The organism is Actinomadura rayongensis, from assembly GCF_009831215.1.
GTDB classification, from domain to species: domain Bacteria; phylum Actinomycetota; class Actinomycetes; order Streptosporangiales; family Streptosporangiaceae; genus Spirillospora; species Spirillospora rayongensis.
On sequence record NZ_WUTW01000001.1, the window covers coordinates 1,136,879 to 1,163,486 of the forward strand.

The window sequence follows — 26,608 nt, forward strand, 5'->3', positions numbered from 1 at the left end:
GCCGCCAGCGTAGCCGGACCGTTTAAAGCCGCCCCTCCGGCTTGGCGGGAATCGTCGCCGCGATCGCCTCGCCGAGTTCGATGAGCACGTCGCCGGGCGGCGCGTACTTCGGCGGGACGGTCACCTCGACGTACGCCTGGCGTCCCACGGCCGTCCAGGTGACCGGACGGTCGGCCGGGACCCCGAACCACGACAGGCCGTTGATGTCCTGGAGCTGGGACGTCGGCCGCAGCCCCGCCGGGAGCGGCACCCCGCAGCGCAGCGCGATCGCGGGCGACCCCCACGCGGCCGTCAGCGGCGACGCGGGCGAGGTGCCGCGCAGCTTCTCGCCGTGGACGCGCTCGGGCAGCCGCAGCCCCTCGCACAACCGGGTCGTCGTCGCGTCCGCCGCCGGGACGGGCACCGCGACCGCTCCCGCGCCGCACCCCGCGAGGGTCGTCGCCAGCAGCGGGACGGCCAGGAACGCGCGGGTCCTCCGCTCAGACACGGACGATCGGGCAGGTCAGAGTCCGGGTGATGCCCTCGATCCGCTGAACGCGCGAGACGACGAGCTTGCCCAGCTCGTCCACGTCCCGGGCCTCGGCGCGCACGATCACGTCGTACGGGCCGGTGACGTCCTCCGCCTTGATCACGCCCGCGATCCCGGAGATCTGGTCCGCGACGTCGGCAGCCCTGCCCACCTCGGTCTGGATGAGGATGTAGGCCTGCACCATCACGTCCTCCCCGGGCGGAGATTCAACGGTCGGACGGTCACCGTATCGTGTTGTGCGCCACTGCGGCCCCCCGGGGTCGAAGGCGGTCACACGGGACATAACCGGGAATCGGGGCGAGATGGGCGGGGCGGTCGAACGGGTCGGCGACCTCGGCGAGTTCGGGCTGATCGCCCGGCTCACCCGGGGCCTGCCGCAGGCGCCGGCGGTCGCGCTCGGGCCCGGCGACGACGCCGCCGTGGTCGCCGCGCCCGACGGCCGCGTCGTCGCCACCGCCGATCTCCTGGTCGAGGGCCGCCACTTCCGCCGCGACTGGTCCGGGCCCGCCGACATCGGGCACAAGGCCGCCGCGCAGAACCTCGCCGACGTCGTCGCGATGGGCGCGCGGCCCACCGCGCTGCTCGTCGGGCTCGCGCTGCCGCCCGAGACGCCCGCCGCGTGGGCCGAGGACCTGTACGCGGGGCTCGCCGCCGAGTGCGCGGCGGCGGGCGCGTCCATCGTCGGCGGCGACGTCGTGGGCGCCGACGCGGTCACGCTCGCGATCACCGCGCTCGGCGACCTCGGCGGCGCGCCGCCGCTCACCCGCTCCGGCGCGCGGCCCGGCGACGTCGTCGCGGTCCGGGGCGCGCTCGGGTTCTCCGCCGCCGGGCTCGACCTGCTGGAGCGCGGCGCGTCCGGCCCGGCCGAACTGCTCGCCGCGCACCGCCGCCCCCGGCCGCCCTACGAAGCGGGCGCGGAGGCGCGGGCGGCGGGCGCGACGGCGCTCATCGACGTCAGCGACGGCCTCGTGCGCGACCTCGGACACGTCGCGGCGGCGTCCGGCGTGCGCGTCGAGATCGACACGGCCGCGCTGCCCGTCCCGGCCGTGCTCGGCGCGGACGGGGTCCGGCACGTCCTCACCGGCGGGGAGGACCACGGGTTCGCCGCCGCGTTCCCGCCCGGCCGCGTCCCCGCCGCGTGGACGGCGATCGGCCGCGTCGCCGAGGGTTCCGGAGTCCGCGTGGACGGGCGCCCGTTCGACGGCGGCGGCTGGGATCATTTCCCGCGTCGTCCCAGGTAGCCGGGGTGATTTGGGGGTATGAAGCCGGGAGCGCGGTGGGCTGCGCGATTCCTCATCCGGTAGGCAGGGTTGAGGCGGCTTTGGTATACATCCTCTGATCGCGATGAGGAACGGGATGGGACGACACACCAGATTCGGGGAACCGGACGACGACCCGCCGCCCGGCGACGACGCGGCACTGCCGCCGCCGCAGCCCCCCGCGGACGAGCGCCCGCGACGGCGCGTCCCCGTCCCCCTGCTCCCGATCCTCGCCCTCACGATCGCGATCGGCGTCGTCTCCTACGCCTACAGCACCAAGCAGATCTCGCTGAACTTCGCCCCGCCCGCGCGCGAGCCGAAGGCCCAGGGCATCCACGACAGCCAGGTCTCCCAGCGCCGCCGCAGCGCCCGCGCCGACGGGCTCGTCGTCGACTTCGCACTGCTGAAGCGGCAGGCCGGGGCGTTCACCGCGAGCGTCACCGTCACCAACCGGGGCGAACGGGCCGTCCGGCGGTGGGCGCTGGCGTTCACCATCCCGAAGGCGCGCGTGGTGTCCGCGACGGGCGCGGAGGTCGTCGCGCTCGGCAGGCGGGCGTGGGTGCGCAGTCCCGGGACGGCGCCCGCGCTGGAGCCCGGCGCGTCGGTCCGGGTCGTGTTCCGCGCGACGGGCGCGCCGCACAGCCCGTCGACCTGCGTCCTCAACCGGGTCACCTGCGATCGGATCTGATCCCCGTAAAGTGGGCGGTATGCCGCAGAACTCGCCGCCGCTCGTCCTCTCGGTCGCCGGTTCCGACTCCGGCGGCGGCGCCGGGATCCAGGCCGACCTGAAGACGATGCTCGCGCTCGGCGTCCACGGGATGAGCGTCGTCGCCGCCGTCACCGCGCAGAACTCCGTCGGCGTCCAGGGGTACTGGGAACTGCCGCCCGAGGCCGTCCGCGCGCAGCTCGACTCGGTGCTGTCCGACATCGGCGTCCACGCGGTGAAGACCGGGATGCTCGCGTCCGCCGCGCTGGTCGAGACCGTCGCGGACGTGCTCGCGGACGTCGCGGCGCCTGTCGTCGTGGACCCGGTCGGGGTGTCCAAGCACGGTGACGCGCTGTTGCAGCCGTCGGCGGTGGACGCCGTACGGAACGTCCTGCTGCCGGTCGCGACCGTCGTCACGCCGAACCTGTGGGAGGTCGAGCAGCTCACCGGCGTCAAGGTCGTGGACGAGACCGGCCTGCGCCCCGCCGCCGAGGCGGTCAAGGCGCTCGGTCCCGCCTGGGTGCTCGTCAAGGGCGGCCACCTGCCCGGCGAGCCCGCCGACCTGCTGTTCGACGGCGAACGCGAGTACCGCTTCACCGCGCCCCGCCACGACAACCGGCACACCCACGGGACGGGCTGCACGCTCGCGTCCGCCCTCGCGTCCCACCTGGCGCTCGGCGCGGACGTCCCCACCGCCGTCGCGCGCGCCAAGGAGTACGTCACCGGCGCGATCGCCGCCGGGTTCCCGCTCGGCGCGGGCATCGGCCCGGTCGACCACGGGTGGCGAATCCGCGCGGAACGTCCCGGCTGACCGCCGGATTTACGCACTGACGGACAGTTCCGTGCCAGTAACATGCTGTTCGTGCCATGATGCCCCGGGCCGGGCGAATCCGGCGGGAAGGGCGGAGAGCAATGCTGGACGAGGCGCACGCGGGCACCGGGCGGCCGACGCGGCTCGCGGTGATCGTGCTGGCCCTGCTGCTGCTCGCCTGCGCGTCGGTGTTCGGCCTGCTCGCCCACGACGCCGGGCTGCTCGGCCGGGACGGCGGCCCCGCGCCCGCCAAGGTCACCCCGCCCCCGGCCGACACCGCGCCGGGCGTCCGGCTCGTCTCCTACCCGTGAACGCCCGGGAACACGACAACCGGCCCCGGACCGAAGGTCGACGGGGCCGGTGCGGACGTATCGGTCAGACGGACGGCTTGGTGACCTTGCCCGCCTTGATGCACGACGTGCACGCGTTGATCCGCTTGGTCCCGCCGTTCACGACGGCGCGGACGCGCTGGATGTTGGGGTTCCAGCGGCGCGGGGTGCGGCGGTGCGAGTGGGAGACGCGCATGCCGAAACCGGGTCCCTTGCCGCAGACGTCGCAGACGGAAGCCACGGAAACTCCAAGTGGGTGTCGAAGCAGTGAGGGCGAGCGGGCCGACGGTCGTCGCCGGGATGCTCGCAGCGGCGCCTCGGACGAGGCGCACGGACCAGACTAGCCGACCCCGGGACCGCGACGCGAATCGGCACGTTCCCGCTTCCCCCCGGCACGTCCGGCGCGGTACAGAGGGGAACGCGGGGGTACACGAGCGGAACCGGCGCGGGAGGGAGCGAGAGTGGGCGAGGTCCTCGGCGTTCTCGACGGGGCCGCGGTGCGGCGCTGGTGCCGGCTCGCCGCCGACGCCCTCGGCGGCGTGCGCGGCGACCTGGACGCCCTCAACGTCTTCCCGGTGCCCGACGGTGACACCGGCACGAACCTGCACCTGACCGTCCTCGGCGCCGCCGACGCCCTCGACGCGGTCCCCGCCGCCGGCACCGCCGAGACCTGGCGCGCCCTCGCGCGCGGCGCGCTGCTCGCCGCGCGCGGCAACTCCGGCGTGATCCTCAGCCAGGTCCTGCGCGGCCTCGCCGACCGGCTCGCCGACGCCGGGCCCGCCGACGGCCCCGCGTTCGGCGCCGCGCTGCGCCACGCGTCCGACCTGGCGCGGCGGTCGGTGGAGCATCCGGTCGAGGGGACGATCCTCAGCGTCCTCGCCGCCGCGGCGGCGAGGCGGGAGGCGCTGCTGGCCGACGCCGTCCGGGCCGCCGCCGCCGACGCGCGCCGGGCCCTGCGCGAGACGCCGCGCCAGCTCGGCGCGCTCGCGTCCGCCGGGGTCGTGGACGCGGGGGCGGCCGGACTCTGCGTCGTTCTGGACGCTCTCGTCGCCGTCGTCACCGACGAGTACCCCGAGCACTACGACGTCCCGGCGCGGGTGCCCGGGATCGTCCGCGCCGAGCCCGCCGCGCCCTCGCCCGTGCCCGGCTACGAGGTCATGTACCTGCTCGACGCCGCCGACGCCGCCGTCCCCGCGCTGCGCGAGACCCTGGACGGGCTCGGCGACTCGCTCGTCGTCGTCGGCGGGGACGGGCTGTGGAACGTCCACGTCCACGTCGACGACGCGGGGGCCGCGATCGAGGCGGGGCTCGCGGCGGGCCGACCGCACCGCGTCCGCGTGACGTACCTGCACGCGCCGCCGCCCGACGACGACGCCGCGCACCGCCCAGGACCGCACGCCGGACGCGCCGTCGTCGCCGTCACCGCCGCCGGGGGCCTCGCCGCGCTGTTCGAGAGCTGCGGGGCGCGGGTCGTGCGGCGCGAGCCGGGCGCGGTCCCGCCGCTCGCCGTCCTCGCCGAGGCGATCCTCGCGGCGGGCGACGAGGTGGCCGTCCTGCCCAACGAGCCCGAGGTCCTCGCGCTCGCCGAGGCCGCCGCCGAACGCGCCCGCGACGCCGGGGCGCGCATCGCGGTCGTCCCGACCAAGGCGTCGGTGCAGGGACTCGCGGCGCTGGCCGTCCACGACCCGCTGCGCCGCTTCGGCGAGGACGTCATCGCGATGACCCGCGCGGCGGGCGCGACCCGCTTCGGGCAGTTGCAGATCGCGGGGGAGGAGGCGATGACGTCGGTCGGGCTGTGCCGTCCCGGCGACGTCCTCGGCCTCATCGAGGGCGACGTCGCGCTGATCGCCGCCGACCAGGAGACCGCCGCGCGCAGCGTCCTGGACCGGATGCTGTCGGGCGGCGGCGAACTCGTGACGCTGATCGGGGGCGTCCACGCCGCCGCCGGGCTCGTCGGCGTCCTCGAGGACCACCTGCGCGACCGCCACCCGGACGTCGAGGTCGGCGTGTACGACGGCGGCCAGGTCCTCTACCCGCTGCTCGTCGGCGTGGAGTGACCGTCCCCGGGATGGGCTTGAATGGACGACGTGCCGAATCTCGACGAGCCGCTGCACAAAGTCATCGGGGACAAGACCGCGAAGGTGCTCGCCAAGGGCCTCGACCTGCACACGGTCGGGGACCTCCTGCACCACTACCCGCGCCGCTACGCGCACCGGGGCGAGCTGACGCCGCTCGCCGAGCTGCGCGACGACGAGCACGTCACGGTCATGGCCGAGGTCGTGAAAGTGCAGGGCCGCTCCCTGAACCGCAGTCCCGGCTACGTCCTGGAGATCACCGTCACCGACGGCACGGGCGAACTCTCGCTCAGCTTCTTCGGCCGCCGCGGCTCCTACCGCGCCGAGAAAGACCTGTCGCCCGGCACGCGCGGCCTGTTCGCCGGCAAGATCAGCACCTACCGCCCGCGCTCCGGCCGCCCCCGCCGCCAGCTCGCCCACCCGCAGTACAAGGTCGTCCCCGACCGCGCGGGCGAAGAGGCGGCGCAGGAGTGGGCGGACGAGATCATTTCGATCTACCCGTCCACCAAGGGCCTGGACATCGAGACGATCGGCAAGTCCATCGAGGTCGCGCTCAACCGCGTCGACCTCGGCCCGGACCCGATGCCCGCCGACCTGCTTGCGTCCCGCAACCTGATCGGCCTCGCCGAAGCCTACGAGGGCATCCACCGCCCGAAGGCCTGGGAAGAACTCGCCCGCGCCCGCAACCGCCTCAAGTGGGACGAGGCCTTCGTCGTCCAGATCGCCCTGGCCCAGCGCCGTCGCGCCGCCGCCGCCCTCCCGGCCGTCCCGCGCCCCGCGACCCCCGACGGCCTCCTGGACGCCTTCGACCGCCAACTCCCCTTCACCCTCACCGAAGGCCAGCGAGCGGTCGGCGCCGAGATCGCCGCCGACCTCACCCGCTCCCACCCCATGCACCGTCTCCTCCAGGGCGACGTCGGAGCCGGCAAGGCGCAGCCGCTCGACGCGCCGGTGCTCACGCCGCGCGGGTTCCGCCCGATGGGCGAGATGGCGGTGGGGGACGAGGTCGTCACGCCGTCCGGCGAGGTCACGGTCGTCACGGGCGTCTTCCCGCAGGGAACGCGCGACGTGTACGCGCTGGTCATGTCCGACGGCACGCGGGTCGAGTGCGACGACGAGCACCTGTGGCCCGTGAAGACCGACACCGGCTGGCATCGCGGCTCGCCCCTGAAGGTCCTGACGACCCGCGAACTCCGGCAGGACCTGCACCGGCGCAACGGGGGCAGCAAGTGGTACCTGCCGCTCGTCGAGGCACCGGAGCTGGACGGCCTCGACGCGCGTCCGGTGCCGCCGTACCTCCTCGGCCTCCTGCTCGGCGACGGCAGCGCGAAGTACGGCCGGGTCGAGATCTCGACGGCGGACGACGAGATCGTGCGGGCGGTCGCCGATCTCATCCCGCCGGAATGCCATATGCGGCAGAAGAAGGACCGGCCGCTGGACTGGCAGATCCTCGGCGAGCGGCGCGGCGCGGGCAACCCGCTCATCGCCGCCCTCCGCGCGCTCGGCGTCTACGGGCTCGGGGCCTATGAGAAGTTCGTCCCGGCCGGATACCTCGCCGCGCCGGTGAAGGACCGGCACGCGCTCCTGCAAGGGCTGCTGGACACGGACGGGACGCTCCGGGCGGAGGGCCGCGATGTCAGCTTCTGCTCGGCGTCGCGGCGCCTGGCCGAGGACGTCGCGTGGCTCGTCCGGTCGCTCGGCGGGTACGCGCGTTGCCGGCAGGTCACGAAGGTCGGCCGGCCGTACTGGCTGACGAGCGTCGCGCTTCCGAACGACGTCCCGCCTTTCCGCCTGGCCCGCAAGGCGGAAAGGCTCCGGCGGCGGTCGAAGTACGAGCGTCGCCGCAAGGCGATCCGCGCCATCGAGTACGTCGGGCGCAAAGAGGTGCAGTGCATCTCCGTCGCGCATCCCGACCGCCAGTACGTGACCGACGGCTGGACGCCCACCCACAACACGATTGTGGCGGTTCGGGCGATGTTGCAGGTGGTGGACGGGGGTGGGCAGGCGGCGTTGCTCGCGCCGACGGAGGTGCTCGCGCAGCAGCATTTCCGGTCGATCCAGTCGATGCTCGGGGATCTCGGGCGGGCGGGGGAGATCGGCGGGGCGGAGAGGGCGACGCGGGTCGCGCTCGTGACCGGGTCGCTCGGGGCCAAGGCGCGGCGGGCGGCGTTGCTGGACGTCGCGTCGGGGGCGGCGGGGATCGTCGTCGGGACGCATGCGCTGTTGCAGGAGAAGGTGGCGTTCGCCGATCTCGGGCTCGTCGTGGTGGACGAGCAGCATCGGTTCGGGGTGGAGCAGCGTGACGCGTTGCGGGAGAAGGGCGGCGCTGGGCGGCCTCATGTTCTGGTCATGACGGCCACGCCGATTCCGCGCACTGTGGCGATGACCGTGTTCGGGGATCTGGAGACGTCCGTGCTCGGGCAGCTTCCGGCGGGGCGGGCGGGCATCCAGACCGTCGTCGTGCCGCCGGAGAAGCCGAACTTCCTCGCTCGCGTGTGGGAGCGGATCGCGGAGGAGGCGCGCGGGGGGCGGCAGATTTATCTTGTTTGTCCGCGCATTGGGGACGGGGATGAGGGTGATGTCCCCTTGGACGACGGGGAGCGGCGGTCTCCGCTCGGGATCATGGATCTGCTGCCCAAGCTGGACGACCTGCTGCCCGGTCTGCGGATCGGGGTGCTGCACGGGCGGCTCGTCCCGGACGAGAAGGACGCCGTCATGGCGCGCTTCACGGCGGGCGAGCTGGACGTCCTGCTGGCCACCACCGTCATCGAGGTCGGCGTGGACGTCCCGAACGCCACCGTGATGGTCATCATGGACGCCGACCGGTTCGGCGTGTCCCAGCTCCACCAGTTGCGCGGCCGGGTCGGGCGCGGCGGGCTGCCGGGGTTGTGCCTGCTGGTGACGGACGCCGAGCCGGGAAGTAAGGCGCGGGAGCGGCTGGACGCGGTGGCGTCCACGACGGACGGGTTCAAGCTGTCGCGCCTCGACCTGGAGCAGCGCCGGGAGGGCGACGTGCTGGGCGCCGCGCAGGCGGGCCGGTCGTCCAGCCTGCGGCTGCTGACGCTGCTGCGCGACGAGGACGTCATCAACGCCGCCCGCGACGCGGCGTCCGCGCTGGTCGCCGACGATCCGGAGCTGGCGCGGCATCCGGGGCTCGCGGCGGAGCTGGCGGCGCTGCTGGACGAGGAGCGCGCCGGGTTCCTCGAAAAAGCCTAGTAATCCTACTTATTTGGTTGACTAAGGTCGGGCGAGGCGTCATCATGAACATGTGACTCCGAACGAGCTCCTGACCGCCCGCCGCCACGTGGACCTCCGGCGGCAGGCGAGCGACCTGTGTTCCCGTCGCTGATCCCGCACCGACCGACCGGATCCGACGGCTACCCGGAGACCCACCATGACCCTGATCGACCGCACCCGCACCGCCCGCCGCCGCCACCGCCACGAGCGGCCCGAAACCCGTGAGCACCGCGCGCCCGGCCTGCTCGACCGCGTCATCGAACTGCACCGCCTCGCCGACCCTGGCCTGGACGACCTGCGGCCCTACCTCGCCGACCGCGAACCCGAGGTCCGCGCCGCCGCGCTGCGGGTGCTCGGCCGGTCCGTCCGGCGCGGCACCGCGTCGCGCGCCACCGGCGACGCGCTGGCCTGGGCACTGAGCGACGACGACCCCGAGGTCCGCCGCCTGGCCGCCCGCCTCCTGCACGGCCTGCCCGAGCTGTTCCTCGGCGAGGAGGGCGTGGCCGCGCTGCACCTGGCCGCCGGGCGCGGCCTGGACGCGCAGACCCGCGAGTCCGCGTCGATGCTGCTCGGTCGGCTCGTCGGCGCCGCGCTGGAGCTGTACGCGCAGGGGCTGGCCGACGACGAGGTGCAGATCCGCGTCCAGGCCGTCCTCGGGCTGGTCGCGCTGCGCGCCGTCGCCGAGACGGCGCAGGCCGCCGACGACCCGTCCCGCGACGTCCGCGTCGCCGTGGTGGACGGGCTGGCGCGGCTCGCCGAGCCCGCCGCCGCCGGCGTCCCGCTGAGCACGCTCGCCCACCTGCTGGACGACCACGACGCCGTGGTGCGGATGGCCGCGCTCGACGCCGCCGCCGCGCTCGGCGTGCCCGAACCGCTGGACGCGCGCGTCGTCGCCGCGCTCGGGCACGGGAGCTGGCAGGTCCGGCGCCGCGCGGCGCTGGCGCTCGGCTCGGCCGATCCCGACACCGCCGTGCCCGCCCTCGTCCGCGCGCTGCGCGACACGATCGTGGACGTGCGGCGCGCCGCCGTCCAGTCGCTGGAGCAGTGGGCGGGCGAGGTCCCCAGCGCGGTGACCGCGCTGACCGAGACCCTCAACGACCCCGACCCCGGGGTCCGCACGCAGGCCCGCTGGGCGCTGGCATGACGCCGCGGGCCTGACCGCAGAGCCGCGGGCGGGGCGCCCTGGGGTGGGGACGCCTCGCCCGCTCTGTGTTCTCTCTAAGATTCACGGCATGAGCAGGGTCATCGCGGGCAGCGCGGGCGGACGGCGGCTGGCCGTCCCGGCCGGGCGCGACACCCGTCCCACCAGCGACCGCGCCCGCGAGGGCCTGTTCGCGACGATCGGCGCCCTGCTCGGCCCGCTGGACGGGCTGCGCGCCGCCGACCTGTACGCCGGGTCCGGCGCGGTCGGCCTTGAGGCGCTGTCGCGCGGCGCCGCGCACGCGCTGCTGGTCGAGTCCCATCCGCGCGCGGTGAAGGTCGTGCGGCAGAACGCCGCCGCGCTCGGCCTGCCCGGCGCGGAGGTCGTCGCCGACCGGGTGGAGCGCGTCGTCCGCCGCGCCCCGGGCGCCCCCTACGACCTCGTGTTCGCCGACCCGCCGTACGCGCTCGCCGACGCGGCCGTCCTGGACCTGCTGGCCGCGCTGCGCGACAACGGCTGGCTCGCGGACGGCGCGTTGGTCGTGCTCGAACGCTCCGCGCGCGGCCCCGAACAGGTCTGGCCGGACGGGTACGCCGCCGAGCGCGACCGCCGCTACGGCGAGGCCGTCTTCCGGTACGGGCGCGCCACGGGTTGATCGTTCGTTCCCTGGAGAGGATCAGACTGTGCTCCCCGGGGACGGAGGTCGGACATGGACGGCATCGACAGAGCCGTCAGAAGGGCGTGGATCCTCACCCTGATCATGGTCGTCGCGTTGCTCGTGAACGTGACGTACGTCCAGGGTTTCCAGGCCCAGGACCTGCGCGACAACGCGCTCAACGCCCGCCAGTTCCAGGACCGCAACACCACCGACCGGGGGCCGATCACGGCGGGCGGCGAGCGGCTGGCGTGGTCGGTGCCGGTCGGCGAGCACCGCTACGAGCGCCGCTACAAGGACAGCCTCGTGTTCTCGCCCGTCACCGGCTACTTCTCGCTGTTCGCGCAGACCGGCGTGGAGAACGCCGCCAACCACATCCTCGACGGCACCGACGCGCGGCTCGCGACGACGAGCTTCCTCGACAAGCTGACCGGCAAGCACGTCCCCGGCGGCACCGCCGACACGACGATCGACCCGGACGCGCAGCGCGCCGCCTACGCCGCCCTGCGCGGCAGCGGCGCCCGGCGCGGCGCGGCCGTGGTGCTGGACGCGTCGACCGGCGCGATCCGCGTGCTGGCCTCCTACCCGTCCTACGACGCGGGCGACGTCTCGACGCTGAACGCCAAGGCCGCGCAGCGGGCGTTCGACCGGCTCAACGCCGCGCCCCGCAAGCCGCTGCTGGACAAGGCCACCGGCGAGGTGTTCCCGCCGGGCTCGACGTTCAAGACGATCGTGTCGGCCGCCGACCTCGTGGGGGGCGCGACGACGGAGACGTCCGTGCGGACCGGGCGCAGCTACCTGCCGCCGGGCACGACCCGTCCGATCAACAACGACGAGGGCGACATCGGCGGCCTCTGCGACCGGTCGGCGATCTCGCTGCTGGACGCCTACGCCCAGTCGTGCAACACCACGTTCGCGCGCATGGGCGCCGAGGAGCCCGGCAACACCGCCATCGCCGACCAGGCGCGCAAATACGGCTTCTACGAAGGCATCCCGATCGAGAAGGGCATGACGTCCGCCGCCAGCTCGTTCCAGCGCACCGACCAGCCGTCGCTGAGCGCGCTCGGCTCGATCGGCCAGGGCAGCACGGTCGCGACGCCGCTCCAGATGGCGCTGGTCGCCGCGGCGACGATCAACGACGGCGCGGTCATGCGGCCCTACCTGATCGACAAGCTGCGCGGCGCGGACGGCAGCGTGGTCGAGGAGGCCCGCCCGCGCCGGATGTCGCGCCCGCTGACGAGCGCGCAGGCGGCCGACCTGCTGGCGATGATGCGCGAGGTCGTCCGGACCGGCACCGGCAAGACGCTGCGCGGCGGCCCGGTCGGCGGCGGCAAGACCGGCACCGCCGACATCGACGGCGCCTCGTACAACGACCGCTGGTTCATCGGCTTCGACTCCCGCGACCACCCGAAATACGCGGTCGCGGTCATGACCGAGGCGGACGGCTACGGCATCGAGTCCGGCCGCCTCGCCGCGCGGATCCTGGGCGCTTTGAGGGACTGAAGCCCGGGTGAAAGTCACTTGAGACGGATTTGGTACCGTCGCGCCGCAGGGTCCTCACCTGCACCAAGGCAGAGTCGCCAGGATGGGAGCCACCCCGTGCGCCGCGTCGTATGTCCCGGATCGTTCGACCCCGTCACCAACGGACACCTCGACATCATCAGCCGGGCGTCGCGGCTGTTCGACGAGGTCGTCGTCGCCGTCCTCATCAACAAGACGAAGAAGAGCCTCTTCACGATCGACGAGCGCGTCGCGATGCTCGAAGAGGTCACCCGGGAGTACGGCAACATCCGGATCGACACTTGGCACGGTCTACTGGTCGACTTCTGCCGCCAGAACGACATCCCGATGATCGTCAAGGGGCTGCGCGCCGTCAGCGACTACGAGTACGAGCTGCAGATGGCGCAGATGAACCACCGCATGGCGGGCGTCGAGACGATGTTCATGTCCACCAACCCGCTGTACTCCTACCTTTCGTCGAGCCTCATGAAAGAGATCGTCAAATACCGGGGCGACGTCACCGGCCTCATTCCCGAGATGGTCCACCAGCGCCTCGCCGAGCGCCTCCAGGAGTGACCGCCCGCCGAGTTGGGGGGCGCTCCCGCCGTCGGATACCCTGGTGTACCGGCCGCACGGCGGCTGCGATCCGCCGTGCTCGAACACCGGGCCGTCTCTTCCTCTTGAGCGTTGGAGTCTCCGCTGTCTCGCCTCGATCCAAGCGCCCCGCTGGTGCTCGACACCCGGGCTCTCGGCAGGCAGCCGGGCTCGTCCCGCCGGGAGAAGCACAAGGTGCCCGCCCCGGCCGACTTCGGCGGCGAGATGGTCGGCGTCCCCGAAGGCGCGGACATCGAACTGGACCTGCTGCTGGAGGCCGTCCTCGAGGGCGTGCTCGTCAGCGGCACGGCGTCGGTGCCGCTCACGGGGGAGTGCGCCCGCTGCCTGGACCCGATCTCCTCGACCTTCGAGGCGGACTTCCAGGAACTCTTCGTCTATCCTGACACCCGCTCCGGCGGGAACGCCGAGGACGACGAACTCCGGCTCGAGGACGACCTGATCGACCTCGAACCGGTGCTCCGGGACGCGGTGGTGCTCGCGCTGCCGCTGTCCCCGCTGTGCCGGGACGACTGTCCCGGCCTGTGCCCGGAGTGCGGTGCCCGGCTGGCGGACGCCGAGCCGGACCACCACCACGATGTCGCCGACCCGAGATGGGCGGCGCTCAAGGACCTGACCGGCGACGGCGCAACGCCGAACGCAGCGCCGGGCTCCTCCCCCGGGGGGAGCGGGGGCGAAGGCCCTCGCGGACCGATCGACCCACGAGAAGGAAAGCAGGAGGGCTGACGTGGCCGTCCCGAAGCGGAAGAAGTCCCGCAGCAACACGCGCCACCGGCGCTCGCAGTGGAAGGCCGTCGCGCCGACCCTCGTCGAGTGCCCGACGTGCCGCGACAAGAAGCTGCCGCACACGGCCTGCGCCACGTGCGGCACCTACGACCGGCGGCAGGTCATCAGCCCGTCGTCCTGAACGTCCGCGAGCACGGGGGACGGTCGCCCGACCGTCCCCCGTGACCGCGTCCGTCCCGGGCGGCGCCCGCCGTCCGGTCCGTCATCGGCGCTGACGCCGGTGCCACGGCCGTCTCCGGGGACCGCGCCCGGAGCCGTGGTACACGCCGGGCCCGCTCCACCACCGGCGCGCACCTCGTCTCCGCGGACCTTCCCAGACCGCCGGGCGTTCCGTCCGTCACGCGCCTCATCGGCGACCGCGGTCGCCGCTGCTCCCAGGAGGGCACGTGAGCGGGAGGAAACCCGGCCATGCCGCCGACACGGCGGAACTGACCCGCGCGCTCGGCGTCGCGGTCACCCCCGAGCTGCTGGACCGCGCGCTGACGCACCGCAGCTACGCCTACGAGAACGGCGGCCTGCCGACCAACGAGCGCCTGGAGTTCCTCGGCGACTCGGTGCTCGGGCTCGTCGTCACCGACACGCTGTTCCGCGGCCATCCCGACCTGCCCGAGGGGCAGCTCGCCAAGCTGCGCGCGGCCGTCGTCAACATGCGGGCGCTCGCCGGGGTGGCGCGCGCCCTCGGCGTCGGCGCGCACATCCGGCTCGGCCGGGGCGAGGAGGGCACCGGCGGACGCGACAAGGCGTCAATCCTCGCCGACACGCTGGAGGCGCTGATCGGCGCCGTCTACGTGGACCGGGGCCTGGACGAGGCCGCCGCGCTCGTCCACCGGCTGTTCGACGCGCTCATCGCCCGCTCGGCCGGGCTCGGCGCGGGCCTGGACTGGAAGACCTCGCTGCAGGAGCTGACGGCCGTCGAGGAACTGGGCGTGCCGGACTACCACGTCACCGAGAGCGGCCCCGACCACCAGAAGACGTTCCGCGCGTCGGTGCACGTCGGCGGCACGGCCTACGGGACGGGCGAGGGACGCAGCAAGAAGGAGGCCGAGCAGCACGCGGCCGAGGCGGCGTGGACGGCGATCCGCGCCGCCACCGTCCGCCGCGCCGCCGAAGCGGACTCCGCCGCCGGCGATGCCTGAGCTGCCCGAGGTCGAGACCGTCCGGCGCGGCCTGGAACGCTGGGTCGCGCGCCGGACGGTCGCCGCCGCCGAGGTCCTGCACCCGCGCGCCGTGCGCCGCCACACCGCCGGCGCGGGCGACTTCGCCGGACGGCTCGCGGGCGCCGAGGTCGCGGCCGTGCGGCGGCGCGGCAAGTACCTGTGGCTGCCGCTGTTCACCGGGGACGGCGCCGCACCGTCGGAGGCCCTGCTCGCCCACCTCGGGATGAGCGGGCAGCTCCTGGTCGGCGAGCCCGGCCGCGAGCGCGAGAAGCACCTGCGCGTCCGGCTGACGTTCGCCGACGGCGGCCTGGACCTGCGCTTCGTGGACCAGCGGACGTTCGGGCACCTGCTCGTCGCCGACCTCGTCCCGGACGCTCATGGCGCGCCGGACGAGACCGTCCCCGAACCGATCCGCCACATCGCGCCCGACCCGATCGAGGACGCGTTCGACGACGCCGAGTTCGTCCGCCGCCTGCGCCGCCGCCGCACCGGACTCAAGCGCGCGCTGCTGGACCAGTCGCTGATCAGCGGCGTCGGCAACATCTACGCCGACGAGGCGCTGTGGCGGGCGAAGCTGCACGGCGCGCGGCCGACCGAGACGCTGACGCGCGCCGAGTCCGAACGGGCGCTCGCGGGCGCCCGGGAGGTCATGGCGCTGGCGCTCGCGGCGGGCGGCACCTCGTTCGACCGGCTGTACGTCAACGTCAACGGTGAGAGCGGCTACTTCGACCGCTCGCTGGAGGCGTACGGACGCGAGGGCCAGCCGTGCCGCCGGTGCGGCGCGCCGATCCGCCGCGACGCGTTCATGAACCGTTCGTCCTTCACCTGTCCCGTCTGCCAGCCGCGCCCGCGCCGGGCGCGCTTCTGAGAGGACCGCCGATGACGACCGACGCGGCGCGGCTCACCGTCTGGGTGCGCGGGCACGTGCAGGGCGTGGGCTTCCGCTGGTGGGTGCGGTCGCGCGCGCTGGAGCTCGGCCTGGTCGGCAGCGCGTCCAACCTGCGGGACGGACGCGTCGAGGTCGTCGCCGAGGGGCCGCGCGCGGCGTGCGCGGCGCTGCTGGACGTGCTCGCCGCGCCCGACGCGCCCGGGCGTCCGGGAACCGTCGAAGGCGCGGCGTCCCGCTGGTCGGAGCCGCGCGGGGGCCTCTCCGGTTTCGTGGAGAGGTGATCGGGTAGGGAGACCCGGTTTAAACCTGCTAAACTGGAGAAGACAGGTTGTTACCGGCCCGTGATGTCCATCTTGACCCGGACACGCGCCGGTGCGACTCTAGATGAAACGCGCACCGACAACTCTTCTGCGGGCGCGATTCCTGCTGGTTACTCAGCGTGGAGGACCCTTAGTCATGGCGAAGGCTCTACTCGGCCACGTCGGCGGTCCCGACCCCCGGATGGTCGCGGAGATGCGGCGTCTTCAGCAGCGCGTACGGGATCTGGAAGCCGAGCTGGTACGGCTTCAGGAGGAGAACGACGAGCTCGCGACGGCGAACGGCGACGACGTTCTGTCGCTCGCGGTGAAGGACCGTGAACCGGCGCTGACCTGATCAGCGTCCAAACCGAGAACAACGACAGGGACGCCGCGACGCGGGCGTCCCTTTTGTTTGTCCCCATCTACACGTGCCTGCACGTGTTCGCCCGCCGTTCGCGCACCGGACGGCGGGCCGCCCGCTAGACGCCGCGGGCCAGCCGGCGACCGAGGAAGTCCAGGTGGCCGGGGGCGCGGCGCATCCAGTACGGCCCGTCGTGGCAGCCGCCGAACAGGCCGCCCGCGGGCTTCGGCCGCAACCGGTCGCGCAGGCGTCCGGCCAGTGGGGCGAACGTGTCGCTGGTGCCGCAGTCGATCCACGCCGGAACCGGGCGCAGTGCGTCCAGTCCGGCGAAGACGTCGTTGCGGGCGAAGTCGTCGGGGTCGTCGAACGCGGTGCGGTTGGCGCCGCGCGCGGCGGCCAGCGAGGTGAACAGCGCGGGCGACGACGCGGCGACGGCGGCGACACGCCCGGCGCCGAGCCGTTCGGCGGACAGCAGCGCGCCGTAGCCGCCCATCGACCAGCCGAGCAGACCGATCCGCTCGGTGCGCAGGCCGCGCCGGGCGAGCCGCGGCAGCACCTCGCCGGTGATCATCGCGAGCGGGTCGTCGCCGGTCGCGCGGCGGTGCCAGTACGTCGCGCCGCCGTCCACGCCGACGACGGCGAACGGCGGCGTGCCGTGCGCGACGGCGTGCGCGAGGTAACGGTCGAGGCGCAGCGCGAGGACGGCCCGGTGGTCGCCGCCCGCGCCGTGCAGCGCGACGACGACGGGCAGTCCGCGCGCCGGGACGCCGCGCGGCGTGACGACCGTCATCGCGACGTCGGTGCCGCGCGCGGCCGACCGCCAGCGCTCCTCGCGGACGTCCGCGCTCTCGTCCGGGACGGGCGGCGCCGACCCGCAGCGCCCGAGCGCCCGGTCGAGCCGCACCCGGCCCGGCAGGACGCGCGTCTCCACGAGCCCGAAGCCGCCGAGGCCGGCGAGACCGAGCGCCGCGAGCCCGCCCGCGCCGCCGAGCACCAGCCGTCTGCCGACCATCCGCGTCCCCCGTTCCGGCGCCGATCATGGCACGTCGCGCCGGTGAATCCCGTGTCCGGGGCCGGTCGCCGGTATCGTTCGACGGGTTCCCGGGGAGGAGGTCGACGGCGCCGTGTACCTGAAGACTCTGACGCTGCGCGGATTCAAATCGTTCGCGTCCTCCACGACGCTGCGGTTCGAGCCGGGCATCACCGCCGTCGTCGGCCCGAACGGGTCCGGCAAGTCCAACGTGGTGGACGCCCTCGCGTGGGTGATGGGCGAGCAGGGCGCCAAGTCGCTGCGCGGCGGCAAGATGGAGGACGTCATCTTCGCCGGCACCGCCAACCGCGCGCCGCTCGGCCGCGCGGAGGTCGTGCTGACGATCGACAACTCCGACGGCGCGCTGCCCATCGACTACTCCGAGGTCACGATCAGCCGGCTGATGTTCCGGTCGGGGCAGAGCGAGTACGCCATCAACGGCGACTCCTGCCGCCTGCTGGACATCCAGGAGCTGCTGTCGGACTCGGGCATCGGCCGCGAGATGCACGTCATCATCGGGCAGGGCCAGCTCGACCGGGTGCTGCACGCGGGTCCGGAGGGACGGCGCGCGGTGATCGAGGAGGCGGCGGGCGTCCTCAAGCACCGCAAGCGCAAGGAGAAGGCGCTGCGCAAGCTCGACGCGATGCAGGCCAACCTCAACCGCGTCACCGACCTCACCGGCGAGCTGCGCCGCCAGCTCAAGCCGCTCGGCCGCCAGGCGGAGATCGCGCGGCGCGCCGCCGTGATCCAGGCGGACCTGCGCGACGCCCGCGCCCGGCTGCTCGCCGACGACCTCGTCACGCTGCGGACCAGGCTCGACCAGGAGGCCGCCGACGAGTCGCGGATCCGCGAGCGCCGCGTCGAGACCGAGCGCGCGCTCGCCGAGACGCAGGAGCGCGAGGCCGTCCTCGAAGCAGAGGAGGCCGAGGCCGCGCCGCAGTACGCGCAGGTGCAGGACGTGTGGTTCCGGCTGTCGGCGCTGAAGGAGCGGCTGCGCGGCGTCGCCGACCTCGCCGCCGAGCGGCACCGCAACGCCGCCGAGGACCGCGCCGAGGAGCGCCGGGGCCGCGACCCCGAGGACATGGAGCGCGAGGCCGCCGAGGTCCGCGAGCGCGAGGAGATGCTGCGCGCCGCGCTGGAGGAGGCGCAGGACGGGCTGGACGGCGCCGTCCGGGAGCGCTCCGCCGCCGAGGACGCCCTGACCGCCGAGGAACGCCGCCTCCAGGCCGCCGCGCGCGCCGCCGCCGACCGCCGCGAGGGGCTGGCCCGGCTGCGCGGACGCGTCGAGGCGCTGCGCAGCAAGGCCCAGGCCGGGCAGGCGGAGATCGGACGGCTCACCGACGCCCGCGCCGAGGCCGAGCGCCGCGCCGAGATCGCGCAGGAGGAGTTCGCGGCGTTCGCGTCCGAGACGGCCGTCGACCCCGAGCTGGCCGCCGCGCACGAGACCGCGCAGGACACGCTGGCCGCCGCGCGGGACGCCGCCGAGGCCGCCCGCGCCGCCGTCGAGACGCCCCGCCGGGGCCTCCAGGACGCGCGGGCGGCCGTCGCGGCGGCCCGCTCCGCCGACCAGGCCGCGCAGAAGCACGTCGCCGCGCTCCAGGCCCGCGTCGAGGCGCTGAACCTGACGCTGGCGACGGCGGCGGACGGCGGCGAGGCGCTGCTCGCGGCGTCCGGCGACGGGTCGCTGCCCGGCGTGCTCGGGACGGTCGCGGCGCTGCTCACCGTCCGGCCCGGCTACGAGACGGCGGTCGCGGCAGCGCTCGGCGACGTGGCCGGCGCGGTCGCCGTCGGGTCGCTGGACACCGCCGAGGCCGCGCTCGCCCTGCTGCGCGACCGCGACGCGGGCCGCGCGGACCTGCTCGTCGGCGGGGGAGCCGGAGCAGCCGCCGACCGGGTCGACGGCGTGGACTACGTCATCGACGCCGTCACCGCCCCCGACGCCGTCCGGCCCGCGCTGGCGTACCTGCTCGGCGACGTCGCGGTCGCCGCCGACCTGGCCGCCGCCACGGCGCTGGTCCGGCGGCAGCCCACATTGCGCGCCGTGACCCGCGACGGCGACCTCGTCGGGGCGCACTGGGCGCGCGGCGGCGCGGCGGGCGGCGCGCAGGGCCTGCTGCAGATGCGCGCCACGCTGGACGAGACCGCCGCCGACCTCACCGCCGCCGAGACCGCCGCCCACGAGACCGCCGCCGCGCTCGCCGCGTCCACCGCCGCCGAGCAGGACGCGCAGGCCGCGCTGGACGCCGCGCAGGCCGCCGCCGCCGAGGCGCAGACCGGCGTCAACCACGCGCAGGCCGAACTGGACCGGGTGCGCGCCCGCGTCCGCGAGGCCGAGGCGGAGGTCGCGCAGGAGGCCCGCCGCGCCGCGCGGCTGGAGGCCGACGCGCGGGCGGCGCGCGGCGAGACCGAGCGGCTGTCCAAGGCGCTGGACGCCGCCACCGACGCGCTCGCCGCCGACACCGAGGCCGCCGAGGAGCTGGCGCTGCGCCTCGCCGAGGCCGAGGAGGCCGCCGAGGTCGCCGACGAGGCGGGCGACGACACCGCCGCGCGCGACGAGCTGAACGCCCGCTGCCAGGAACTGCGGTCGGTGGAGATGGAGGCGCGGCTGACCGTCCGCACCGCCGAGGAACGCGTCCAGGCCATCGCCGGGCGCGCGGACGCGCTGGAGCACGGCGCCCGCCGCGAGCGCGAGGAACGGGCCCGCGCCGCCCGCCGCCGCGCCCGCCGGGAGGAACAGGCCAAGGTCGCCGCCGCCGTCCACCGGGGCGCGCTGACCGCGCTGGAGCACATCGAGCGGTCGCTCGCCGACGCCGTCGCGCGGCGCGAGGAGGCCGAGCGCGCCCGCGCCGCCCGCGACGCCGAGCTGCGCGTCGTGCGCGGCCAGGTCCGGGAGCTGTCGAGCACGCTGGAACGGCTCGTCAACGTCGTCCACGGCAGCGAGGTCGCGCGCGCCGAGCAGCGGCTGCGGCTGGAGCAGTACGAGCAGCGGGCGCTGGAGGAGTTCGGTCTTGAGGTGGAGGCGCTCGTCGCCGAGTACGGGCCGGACCAGCCCGTCCCGCCGGGCCCGGAGGCGGCGGAGGACGCCGTGCCGCAGCCCTACGACCGGGCCGCGCAGGAGAAGCGCGCCAAGACCGCCGACCGGCAGCTCGCCCAGCTCGGCAAGGTCAACCCGCTCGCGCTGGAGGAGTTCGCCGCGCTGGAGGAACGGCACGCGTTCCTCACCACGCAGCTCGAAGACCTCAAGAAGACGCGGCGCGAGCTGATGAACGTCGTCAAGGAGGTCGACGACCGCGTCCAGCAGGTGTTCGGGTCCGCCTACGCCGACACCGAGCGCGAGTTCGTCCGGATCTTCGCGCGGCTGTTCCCCGGCGGCGAGGGCAGCCTGTCGCTGACCGAGCCCGACGACATGCTCACCACCGGCGTCGAGGTCTCGGCGCGCCCGCCGGGCAAGAAGGTGAAGCGGCTGTCGCTGCTGTCGGGCGGGGAGCGGTCGCTCGTGGCCATCGCGTTCCTCGTCGCGGTGTTCAAGGCCCGTCCGTCGCCGTTCTACGTGCTGGACGAGGTCGAGGCCGCCCTCGACGACACCAACACGCAGCGGCTCATCACGGTGTTCGAGGAGCTGCGCGAGTCGTCCCAGCTCATCGTCATCACCCACCAGAAGCGCACGATGGAGGGCGCCGACGCGCTGTACGGGGTGTCGATGCGCGGCGACGGCGTCACCCAGGTGATCAGCCAGCGGCTCCGCGACGCCGACGCCGTCTGACCGCGCCGCGACCGGCTCCTGTTCGGCGCGGCGCGGCCGGTCTGGAAAACTGGACGGGCTATGGAATACGTCATCCTCTTCGCCGTGCTCGCCGCGCTGATCGTGGTCGTCGGCGGCGTCATGTTCCTGCGTCCCGCGCGCCGCAGGCCGCGCCCACCCGTAGAACCGGAGGAACGGCCCCGCGCGGAGGCGGGGGAGGCCCCGGCGGCCACGGTCGAGGACGGCCGCGCGACCGCGCCGGTCATCGAGAAGCCGCCGCCCGTCCCGTCGGCCCGGGTCGAGCCGGAGATCGAGAGGCCGCCGCCCGGGGCGGGCCGGCTCGTCCGGCTGCGCGCGCGGCTCGCCCGCTCCCAGGGGACGTTCGGCAAGGCGCTGCTCGGCCTGCTGTCGCGCGACACGCTGGACGACGAGGCGTGGGAGGAGATCGAGGACACGCTGATCGGCGCCGACATGGGCGTCGCGGTGTCCCGGCAGATCACCGAGGACCTGCGCACCCGCGTCCAGGTGCTCGGCACCCGCACGCCGGACGAGGTGCGCGGGATGCTCCGGGACGAGCTGATCAAGCAGATCGGCCCGGACGTGGACCGCTCGGTGAAGACGGCCCCGCACGGCACCCGGCCCGCCGTCGTGCTCGTCGTGGGCGTCAACGGCACCGGCAAGACCACGACCTGCGGCAAGCTCGCGCGCGTCCTGGTCGGGGACGGGCGGACGGTCGTCCTCGGCGCCGCCGACACCTTCCGCGCCGCCGCCGCCGACCAGCTCGAAACGTGGGGGTCGCGGGTGGGCGCCCCGGTCGTCCGGCGCGACGAGGGCGCCGACCCGGCCAGCGTCGCCTTCGACGCGGTCAAGAAGGGCATGGACGACAAGACCGACACGGTCATCGTGGACACGGCGGGCCGTCTGCACACCAAGACCGGCCTGATGGACGAGCTGGGCAAGGTCAAGCGGGTCATCGAGAAGCAGAGCCCGATCGACGAGATCCTGCTCGTCCTGGACGCCACCACCGGCCAGAACGGCATGCAGCAGGCGCGCGTCTTCGCCGAAGTGGTGAACGTCACGGGCGTGGTGCTCACGAAGCTGGACGGCACCGCCAAGGGCGGCATCGTCGTCCAGGTGCAGCGGGAGCTGGGCGTTCCGGTGAAACTCGTCGGTCTCGGCGAAGGCGCGGACGACCTCGCCCCCTTCGAACCGGAAGCCTTCGTGGACGCGATCCTCGGCGACTGACCGTCCGCACGGCCTGACCCTCCGCCCGCGCCTTACCGCGCGGGCGGAGTGTTTTTGTCAGGAGCAGACGAGGAACCGCGCCCTGACACCGTCGCTCACTGGCAAAGTCTCCTAGCGTCAACCGGTTTGGTGATCCGTCCGAAACACTGCCGAAACACTCTCTGGTGTGGTTTCACACCATCGAAACATTGCCGCCCCCCTGGCGAAACGGCTGGGCCGGAGTCTCTGAGCCATCAGAATCATGTGGCCGAGGAGGGACAGCCCCCGAGATGAAAATCGACAGCGGCAACACTGCCTGGATGTTGGCGAGCACAGCGCTCGTCCTGCTCATGACCCCGGGGCTCGCGTTCTTCTACGGGGGGATGAGCCGAGCCAAGAGCGTGCTCAACATGATGATGATGAGCTTCGTCAGCATCGCCGTCGTGGGCATGGCGTGGGTCGTGTACGCCTACTCCATCGCCTTCCACGACGGCGGCGGGGCGAACAAGTTCATCGGCGGCCTCGACGACTGGGGTCTCGTCGGCCTGGAGAAGACCGCCACCCTCGATGACGGGACCGGCATCCCGAGCCTCGTCTTCGTGGCCTTCCAGGCGACCTTCGCCATCATCACGGTCGCGCTGATCAGCGGCGCGATCGCCGACCGCACCAAGTTCGGCGCGTGGGTGGTGTTCTCCCTCGTCTGGGTCACCCTCGTCTACGCGCCGATCGCCCACTGGGTCTGGGGCGGCGGCTGGATCATGGACAAGGTCAAGGCGCTCGACTTCGCGGGCGGCACGGTCGTCCACATCAACGCCGGCGTCGCGGCCCTCGCGGTCGTCCTCGTCCTCGGCAAGCGGCGCGGCTGGCCGAAGGACCCGATGCGCCCGCACAACCTGCCGTTCGTCCTCCTCGGCGCCGGCCTGCTGTTCTTCGGCTGGTTCGGGTTCAACGCCGGCTCCGCCCTCGCGGCCAACGACATCGCCGGCGTGGCGCTGATCAACACGATGGTCGCGACCTGCGCGGCGGGCTTCGGCTGGATCGTCGTCGAGAAGCTCCGCGACGGCGCGTCCACGACGCTCGGCATCGCGTCCGGCTTCGTCGCCGGGCTCGTCGCGATCACCCCCGCCTGTGCGTTCGTCACCCCGCTCGGCGCCCTCGTCCTCGGCCTCATCGCGGGCGCGGTCTGCGCCTTCGCCGTCAGCCTGAAGTACAAGCTCGGCTACGACGACTCGCTCGACGTCGTCGGCGTCCACATGGTCGGCGGCATCATCGGCGCCCTGCTCATCGGGTTCCTCGGCAGCACCGCCGTGAACCCGGCGGGCGCCAAGGGCCTGTTCGCGGGCGGCGGGCTGGACCTGCTCGGCAAGCAGGCGATCGCGGTCGTCGCCACGCTCGTCTACTCCTTCGTCGTCACGTTCATCATCGCCAAGGTCATCGACCTGACGATGGGCTTCCGGATCGACGCCGAGGACGAGATCTCCGGCATCGACAGCGCCGCCCACGCCGAGACGGCCTACGATTTCGGCACGGTCCACGCCGGGTCGGCGATTTCCAGCGGCACGCTCGCCGGCAGCGGCAGCGACCAGACGAAGGTGGAGGCGGAAGCGTGAAGCTGATCACGGCGGTCATCAAGCCGTTCAAGCTGGACGAGGTCAAGGCGGCCCTGGAGACGGCCGGGGTCAAGGGCCTCACCGTCAGCGAGGCCAGCGGCTTCGGCCGCCAGAAGGGCCACACCGAGGTCTACCGGGGCGCCGAGTACAAGGTCGACCTCGTGCCCAAGCTCCGCGTCGAGGTGCTGGTCGACGAGGCCGACGCCGACGAGATCATCGACGTGATCGTCAAGGCGGCCCGCACCGAGAAGATCGGCGACGGCAAGGTCTGGGCGGTCCCGGTCGACACCATCGTCCGCGTCCGTACCGGAGAGACCGGTCCGGAAGCCCTGTAGTGACCGTTTCCCCCGACTCGGCCCGCGCAGCCCTCGCGGCGGCGCGGGCCGAGCGCTGCGCGGAGCTGGACGGCTGGCTCGCGGGCCTGCTGGCCGCCGGGGACGGCGTCGTGCCCGAGGGCGTCGCGCTCGTCGCCGTCGGCAGCCTCGGCCGCCGCGAGCTGACCCCCGGCGGGGACCTGGACCTCGTGCTCGTCCACCGGGGCCGGTCCGACGTCGCCGCCCTCGCCGACCGGCTCTGGTACCCGATCTGGGACGCCGGGCTCCGCCTCGACCACTCCGTCCGGACGGTCGCCGAGGCCCGCAAGGTCGCCCGCGCGGACATGAAGGCCGCGCTCGGGCTGCTGTCGGCCCGCCGCATCGCGGGCGAGCACGCGCTCGTGGACGAACTGCGCGCCGCCGTCCTCGCCGACTGGCGCTCCGACGCCCGCTCCCGCCTCGCCGAGCTGGGCGAGATGTGCCGGGAGCGTTGGGAGTCGCAGGGCGAACTGGCCTTCCTGCTCGAACCCGACCTGAAAGAGGCGCACGGGGGGCTGCGCGACGTCAACGTCATGCAGGCCGTCGGGGCGTCCTGGGTCGCCTCGGCGCCGGACGAGCGCGTCCGCGCCGCCCACGACCTGCTGCTGGACGTCCGGCACGCCCTGCACGACCAGACCGGGCGCTCCGCCGACCGGCTCGTGCTGCAGGAGCAGAACCCGGTCGCCGCCGCGCTCGGGCTCGGCGACGCCGACCGGCTGCTGCGCGCCACCGCCGAGGCCGCCCGGACGGTCGTCCACGCCTCCGACCACCTCTGGCACCACGTCGACCGGTTCCTCGCGGCGCGCCGCCGCGGCAGGCTCCGCCGTCCCGCCGAGCGCCGCCCGGTCGCCGACGGCGCCGTCGAGCAGGACGGCGAGGTCGTCCTCGCGCGCGGCGCCGACCTCGCCGACCCCGCGCTCGTGCTGCGCGTCGCCGCCGGCGCGGCCCACGCCGGGCTGCCGCTCGCGCCCGCCACCGTGGACCGGCTCGCCGAGCACGCCGTCCTGCCCGCGGCGCCCTGGCCCGCGTCCGCCCGCGACGCCCTCGTCGCGCTGCTCGGCGCCGGGCCCGCCGCGATCCCCGTCTGGGAGGACCTGGACCAGGCCGGGCTCATCGTGCGGCTGCTGCCGGTGTGGGAGCGCGTCCGCAACCGTCCGCAGCGCAACCCGTTCCACCGCTACACCGTCGACCGCCATCTGGTCGAGGCCGCCGCCGGGGCCGCCGCGCTGACCCGCGAGGTCGCCCGGCCCGACCTGCTGCTCGTCGGCGGGCTCCTGCACGACATCGGCAAGGGCTCGCCCGGCGACCACTCGGTGACCGGCGCGGCGCTGGCCCGCGACATCGCCGCCGACCTCGGCTTCGACGCCGGGGACGTCGCCGTGCTGGAGGCCGCCGTCCGGTACCACCTGCTGCTGCCCGACACCGCGACGCGCCGCGACATCGACGACCCGGCCACGATCGAGACCGTGCTGACCGCCGTCGCCGCCGTCCCGGGGCGCGAGGCCGAGCTGCTGGACCTGCTCGCCGCGCTCTCCGTCGCCGACGCCAAGGCCACCGGGCCGTCGGCGTGGAACGCGTGGAAGGCCGGGCAGATCGCCGAGCTGACCCGCCGCGTCCGCGCCGCCCTGTCCGGCGACGCCCTGCCGCCGCCGCCCGCCCCCCGGCTCGCGCTCGTCCGGCACGACGGGGCCGCCGTCCGGATCGCGGGGTCGGAGATCACCATCGCGGCGCCGGACCGTCCGGGGCTGCTCTGGCGCGTCGCGGGCGTGCTGGCGCTGCACCGGCTCGTCGTCCGCAGCGCCCGCATCACCTCCGTGGCCGACCACGGGACCGCTGTGCTGGAGTTCACCGCGCTGCCCGAGTTCGGGACGCCGCCCGAGCCCGCCGCGCTGGAGGCCGATCTGCGCCGCCTGCTCGCCGACCGGCTGGACGTCGCCGAACGGCTCGAACGCCGCGCCCGGTCCGTCCGGGTCCGTCCCGGAGTGCCCGTCGCGCCGCCGCGCGTCACGGTCGTGGAGGACGCCTCGGCCGTCGCCACCGTGATCGAGGTCCGCGCCCACGACCGTCCCGGCCTGCTCTGGCGGGTCGGGCAGGCCATCGGCGCGTGCGGGCTCCAGGTCCGCGCGGCGCGCGTCGACACGCTCGGCGCCGAGGCCGTGGACGTCTTCTACGTCGTGGACGCCGACGGCAAACCGCCCGCCGACCCGGCCGTGCTCTCCGACGTCCGGCAACGCGTCCTCGCCGCGCTGCGCTGACCCGGCGATCTTCGACCGGGCGACCGGCGCGCGCGACCCGATAGTCTG

General features: G+C 74.4%; 24 protein-coding genes and 2 pseudogenes. 22 read left to right on the top strand and 4 right to left on the bottom strand.

Translation table 11 applies throughout. The features are described 5' to 3' along the window. Window positions 1-22: 22 nt before the first annotated feature. Window positions 23-487, bottom strand: a complete 465-nt coding sequence (locus GQ466_RS05485) for a DUF3515 domain-containing protein (protein WP_337193331.1) — start codon at window positions 485-487, stop codon at window positions 23-25. After that, window positions 480-713, bottom strand: a complete 234-nt coding sequence (locus tag GQ466_RS05490; protein ID WP_161101629.1) for an Lrp/AsnC family transcriptional regulator — start codon at window positions 711-713, stop codon at window positions 480-482. The genes GQ466_RS05485 and GQ466_RS05490 overlap by 8 nt, the downstream gene beginning before the upstream one ends. A 118-nt stretch (window positions 714-831) precedes the next feature. Here GQ466_RS05490 and GQ466_RS05495 point away from each other — a divergent pair, with 118 nt between their 5' ends. The 4 genes from GQ466_RS05495 (at window position 832) to GQ466_RS05510 (ending at window position 3,616) form a co-directional block, all read left to right on the top strand. Further along, entirely contained in the window at window positions 832-1,770 is a 939-nt protein-coding gene (locus GQ466_RS05495; protein ID WP_161101630.1) for a thiamine-phosphate kinase, read from the top strand. A gap of 115 nt (window positions 1,771-1,885) precedes the next feature. Further along, window positions 1,886-2,476, top strand: coding sequence for a cellulose binding domain-containing protein (locus GQ466_RS05500; protein WP_161101631.1), 591 nt, complete (start codon window positions 1,886-1,888; stop codon window positions 2,474-2,476). A 19-nt stretch (window positions 2,477-2,495) separates the two neighbouring features. Beyond that, the gene (gene thiD / locus GQ466_RS05505; protein WP_161101632.1) at window positions 2,496-3,305 is read left to right on the top strand and encodes a bifunctional hydroxymethylpyrimidine kinase/phosphomethylpyrimidine kinase; all 810 of its coding nucleotides are present in this window, start codon (window positions 2,496-2,498) and stop codon (window positions 3,303-3,305) included. A 101-nt stretch (window positions 3,306-3,406) separates the two neighbouring features. Then, window positions 3,407-3,616: a hypothetical protein gene (locus tag GQ466_RS05510; RefSeq protein ID WP_161101633.1), complete on the top strand. Its 210-nt coding sequence runs from the start codon at window positions 3,407-3,409 to the stop codon at window positions 3,614-3,616. Window positions 3,617-3,680: 64 nt separating this feature from the next. Here GQ466_RS05510 and rpmB read toward each other — a convergent pair whose 3' ends face one another. Continuing rightward, window positions 3,681-3,875, bottom strand: a complete 195-nt coding sequence (gene rpmB, locus GQ466_RS05515; RefSeq protein WP_103563682.1) for a 50S ribosomal protein L28 — start codon at window positions 3,873-3,875, stop codon at window positions 3,681-3,683. 220 nt (window positions 3,876-4,095) lie between these two features. On the opposite strand from rpmB, the gene GQ466_RS05520 reads away from it, so the two are divergent. The 13 genes and pseudogenes from GQ466_RS05520 to GQ466_RS05575 all read left to right on the top strand — a co-directional run bounded on the left by GQ466_RS05520 (window position 4,096) and on the right by GQ466_RS05575 (window position 16,340). Beyond that, entirely contained in the window at window positions 4,096-5,691 is a 1,596-nt protein-coding gene (locus GQ466_RS05520) for a DAK2 domain-containing protein (RefSeq protein ID WP_161101634.1), read from the top strand. 21 nt (window positions 5,692-5,712) lie between these two features. Next, a pseudogene (locus GQ466_RS33080) lies at window positions 5,713-6,240 on the top strand (OB-fold nucleic acid binding domain-containing protein); the annotation flags it as partial. Window positions 6,241-7,260: 1,020 nt separating this feature from the next. Then, window positions 7,261-8,925: pseudogene (locus GQ466_RS31335) on the top strand (ATP-dependent DNA helicase RecG); the annotation flags it as partial. 178 nt (window positions 8,926-9,103) lie between these two features. Further along, on the top strand, window positions 9,104-10,090 hold the full coding sequence (locus GQ466_RS05530) for a HEAT repeat domain-containing protein (protein ID WP_161101636.1): 987 nt from the start codon (window positions 9,104-9,106) through the stop codon (window positions 10,088-10,090). A 79-nt stretch (window positions 10,091-10,169) separates the two neighbouring features. Next, the gene (gene rsmD, locus GQ466_RS05535; RefSeq protein ID WP_337193396.1) at window positions 10,170-10,742 is read left to right on the top strand and encodes a 16S rRNA (guanine(966)-N(2))-methyltransferase RsmD; all 573 of its coding nucleotides are present in this window, start codon (window positions 10,170-10,172) and stop codon (window positions 10,740-10,742) included. Between the two features lie 54 nt (window positions 10,743-10,796). Continuing rightward, on the top strand, window positions 10,797-12,245 hold the full coding sequence (locus GQ466_RS05540) for a penicillin-binding transpeptidase domain-containing protein (RefSeq protein WP_161101638.1): 1,449 nt from the start codon (window positions 10,797-10,799) through the stop codon (window positions 12,243-12,245). 96 nt (window positions 12,246-12,341) lie between these two features. Beyond that, window positions 12,342-12,818, top strand: a complete 477-nt coding sequence (gene coaD, locus GQ466_RS05545) for a pantetheine-phosphate adenylyltransferase (RefSeq protein WP_161101639.1) — start codon at window positions 12,342-12,344, stop codon at window positions 12,816-12,818. Between the two features lie 153 nt (window positions 12,819-12,971). Then, entirely contained in the window at window positions 12,972-13,580 is a 609-nt protein-coding gene (locus GQ466_RS05550; protein ID WP_337193332.1) for a YceD family protein, read from the top strand. Between the two features lies 1 nt (window position 13,581). After that, a complete protein-coding gene (gene rpmF, locus GQ466_RS05555; protein WP_103563677.1) occupies window positions 13,582-13,761 on the top strand; it encodes a 50S ribosomal protein L32 in 180 nt (59 codons plus the stop codon). 307 nt (window positions 13,762-14,068) lie between these two features. Continuing rightward, on the top strand, window positions 14,069-14,776 hold the full coding sequence (gene rnc, locus GQ466_RS05560) for a ribonuclease III (RefSeq protein ID WP_237417753.1): 708 nt from the start codon (window positions 14,069-14,071) through the stop codon (window positions 14,774-14,776). Then, a complete protein-coding gene (gene mutM, locus GQ466_RS05565; protein ID WP_161101642.1) occupies window positions 14,769-15,665 on the top strand; it encodes a bifunctional DNA-formamidopyrimidine glycosylase/DNA-(apurinic or apyrimidinic site) lyase in 897 nt (298 codons plus the stop codon). Before rnc ends, mutM begins: the two co-directional genes overlap by 8 nt. Window positions 15,666-15,676: 11 nt before the next feature. Beyond that, window positions 15,677-15,967 (top strand): acylphosphatase, encoded by a 291-nt coding sequence (locus GQ466_RS05570; RefSeq protein WP_161101643.1) that lies wholly within the window; start codon window positions 15,677-15,679, stop codon window positions 15,965-15,967. A 175-nt stretch (window positions 15,968-16,142) separates the two neighbouring features. Beyond that, complete coding sequence (locus GQ466_RS05575) at window positions 16,143-16,340, top strand: hypothetical protein (protein WP_161101644.1); 198 nt, start codon at window positions 16,143-16,145, stop codon at window positions 16,338-16,340. Window positions 16,341-16,464: 124 nt separating this feature from the next. Here GQ466_RS05575 and GQ466_RS05580 read toward each other — a convergent pair whose 3' ends face one another. Beyond that, a complete protein-coding gene (locus GQ466_RS05580) occupies window positions 16,465-17,358 on the bottom strand; it encodes an alpha/beta hydrolase (RefSeq protein WP_161101645.1) in 894 nt (297 codons plus the stop codon). Window positions 17,359-17,470: 112 nt separating this feature from the next. Between GQ466_RS05580 and smc the strand changes: the two genes are divergently transcribed. The 5 genes from smc to GQ466_RS05605 all read left to right on the top strand — a co-directional run bounded on the left by smc (window position 17,471) and on the right by GQ466_RS05605 (window position 26,560). Next, complete coding sequence (smc, locus tag GQ466_RS05585) at window positions 17,471-21,139, top strand: chromosome segregation protein SMC (protein ID WP_161101646.1); 3,669 nt, start codon at window positions 17,471-17,473, stop codon at window positions 21,137-21,139. Window positions 21,140-21,199: 60 nt separating this feature from the next. Then, window positions 21,200-22,363: a signal recognition particle-docking protein FtsY gene (gene ftsY, locus GQ466_RS05590; protein WP_161101647.1), complete on the top strand. Its 1,164-nt coding sequence runs from the start codon at window positions 21,200-21,202 to the stop codon at window positions 22,361-22,363. A 269-nt stretch (window positions 22,364-22,632) separates the two neighbouring features. Continuing rightward, the gene (locus GQ466_RS05595; protein ID WP_202419977.1) at window positions 22,633-23,952 is read left to right on the top strand and encodes an ammonium transporter; all 1,320 of its coding nucleotides are present in this window, start codon (window positions 22,633-22,635) and stop codon (window positions 23,950-23,952) included. Beyond that, window positions 23,949-24,287, top strand: a complete 339-nt coding sequence (locus tag GQ466_RS05600) for a P-II family nitrogen regulator (RefSeq protein ID WP_103563669.1) — start codon at window positions 23,949-23,951, stop codon at window positions 24,285-24,287. Before GQ466_RS05595 ends, GQ466_RS05600 begins: the two co-directional genes overlap by 4 nt. Continuing rightward, window positions 24,287-26,560, top strand: a complete 2,274-nt coding sequence (locus tag GQ466_RS05605) for a [protein-PII] uridylyltransferase (protein WP_161101649.1) — start codon at window positions 24,287-24,289, stop codon at window positions 26,558-26,560. Before GQ466_RS05600 ends, GQ466_RS05605 begins: the two co-directional genes overlap by 1 nt. Window positions 26,561-26,608: the final 48 nt, after the last annotated feature.